Raw genomic sequence first — 1,439 nt, 5'->3', positions numbered from 1 at the left:
GACAGCGGCGCGGGTCAAACGACGGGCTGCGGCCCTGGAGGCGTCCGGTTCCCTCACCTACGACCTCGAGCTGGTGCCGGAGCGCCTCGGCTTTCGGGTCACCGCCACCGTGTGGATCTGCGCGCAGGCCGGTCGCCTGACCGACGTCGCCGACCGGATCGCCGGGCACCCCGAGGTTGCCTCCGTCATCGCCGTCAGCGGGCGCCACCACCTGGTCGCCGTCGTGATCTGCCGCGACGTCGAGCACCTCTACGGGTACCTCACCGAGCGACTGGGCATCATCGACCATGTCCACAGCTACGACGTGCGAATCCGCACCAAACGCCTTAAGCAGGCCGCCTCGCTGATCACGCGCGGCCGCTTGATCCGCGCCACCCCTCCCGGATAGCCGAATCCGCTTCTCGCTCAGTCAGTTTCGGTGGCTGGGCGCGGGCCCGCCGCGACCAGGTTGAGGTGCGCGGCGCGGCGCGGCGTCGCCGGATCCGCGGTGTGGGTGGCCTGCGTGGAATCCTGCTCGTGAATGCGCACGGCGCCTCCGGTGGCGCTGTGCTGCCGCTGCCAGTCGGTGATCGCCTGCCGCGCCGAGTGATCCAGGTAGGTGGCGGAAAGGTGGACGGTGACATCGGTTCCTTCGGGAATGCTTGCCAACACCCCGGTCAGGCGCGGCAGCGCCAGGAAGGTGCAGGCACCTTCGACGACCACGTGCCATTCGGCACCGACCACGGTGGCCTGCACCTTGGCGCGCACCACCCGCCAGCCAGTCACCGCGACGGCGACGGCCAGGCCGATCAGCACCCCGTGGAGCAGGTTCAGGAAGACGACGCTGACCACGGTGATCAGATAGACAGCGAAATCACCGTTGCGCATGGCGGTTTCGATGTGTGCAGGCTTGAGCAGTTCGATCCCGATCACGATCAGCAAGCCGGCCAGTGCGGCCGTCGGAATCTTCTCCACGAGACCCGCGAAGGGCACGGCGAACAACAGAACCCAGAAGCCGTGCATGACGGTCGATGCGCGGGAACGGGCGCCGGCGCTGACGTTGGCCGCGCTGCGCACGATGACGCCGGCGATCGGCAGGCCGCCGATCGCGCCCGAGACCATGTTCGCCGCGCCCTGGCCGATGAGCTCGCGGTTGAAGTCGGTACGGGGCCCGCTGGTGGCCATCGTCGTCGTGACGGCCGTCTCGTTGCTCTTGCCGTTCCGGGTCTCGCGCATCGAGCTGAACGGATCGGTGCTCGACGCGCTGCAACTGCCGTCGCTGCCGGAACGGAACTGGGGCGCTGTCGCTCTCGCCGTCGTCACCGTCACGCTGATCACCAGCATCCAGAGCCTGCTCACGGCCGTGTCGATCGACCGGATGCACAGCGGGCCCCGTACCGACTTCAACCGCGAGCTCATCGGCCAGGGCGCGGCGAACATGGTCTCGGGCGCGATCGGCG

The 1,439-nt window shown here is 68.9% G+C and carries 2 protein-coding genes and 1 pseudogene; 2 read left to right on the top strand and 1 reads right to left on the bottom strand.

Annotated features, from left to right (window positions below; genetic code table 11):
- Positions 1 to 388: Lrp/AsnC family transcriptional regulator (locus A5714_RS20240; protein WP_197513832.1), on the top strand; the 388-nt coding region annotated here is incomplete at its 5' end.
- A gap of 17 nt (positions 389 to 405) precedes the next feature.
- Here A5714_RS20240 and A5714_RS26250 read toward each other — a convergent pair.
- Positions 406 to 1,155: pseudogene (locus A5714_RS26250) on the bottom strand (SulP family inorganic anion transporter); the annotation flags it as partial.
- Here A5714_RS26250 and A5714_RS25585 point away from each other — a divergent pair.
- Positions 1,058 to 1,439: SulP family inorganic anion transporter (locus A5714_RS25585; protein ID WP_197513830.1), on the top strand; the 382-nt coding region annotated here is incomplete at its 3' end. The pseudogene A5714_RS26250 and the gene A5714_RS25585 sit on opposite strands and share 98 nt — an antisense overlap.

This window comes from Mycobacterium sp. E2462 (assembly GCF_001672685.1).
Lineage (GTDB): Bacteria > Actinomycetota > Actinomycetes > Mycobacteriales > Mycobacteriaceae > Mycobacterium.
This window is presented reverse-complemented; position numbering and strand designations above follow the sequence as displayed.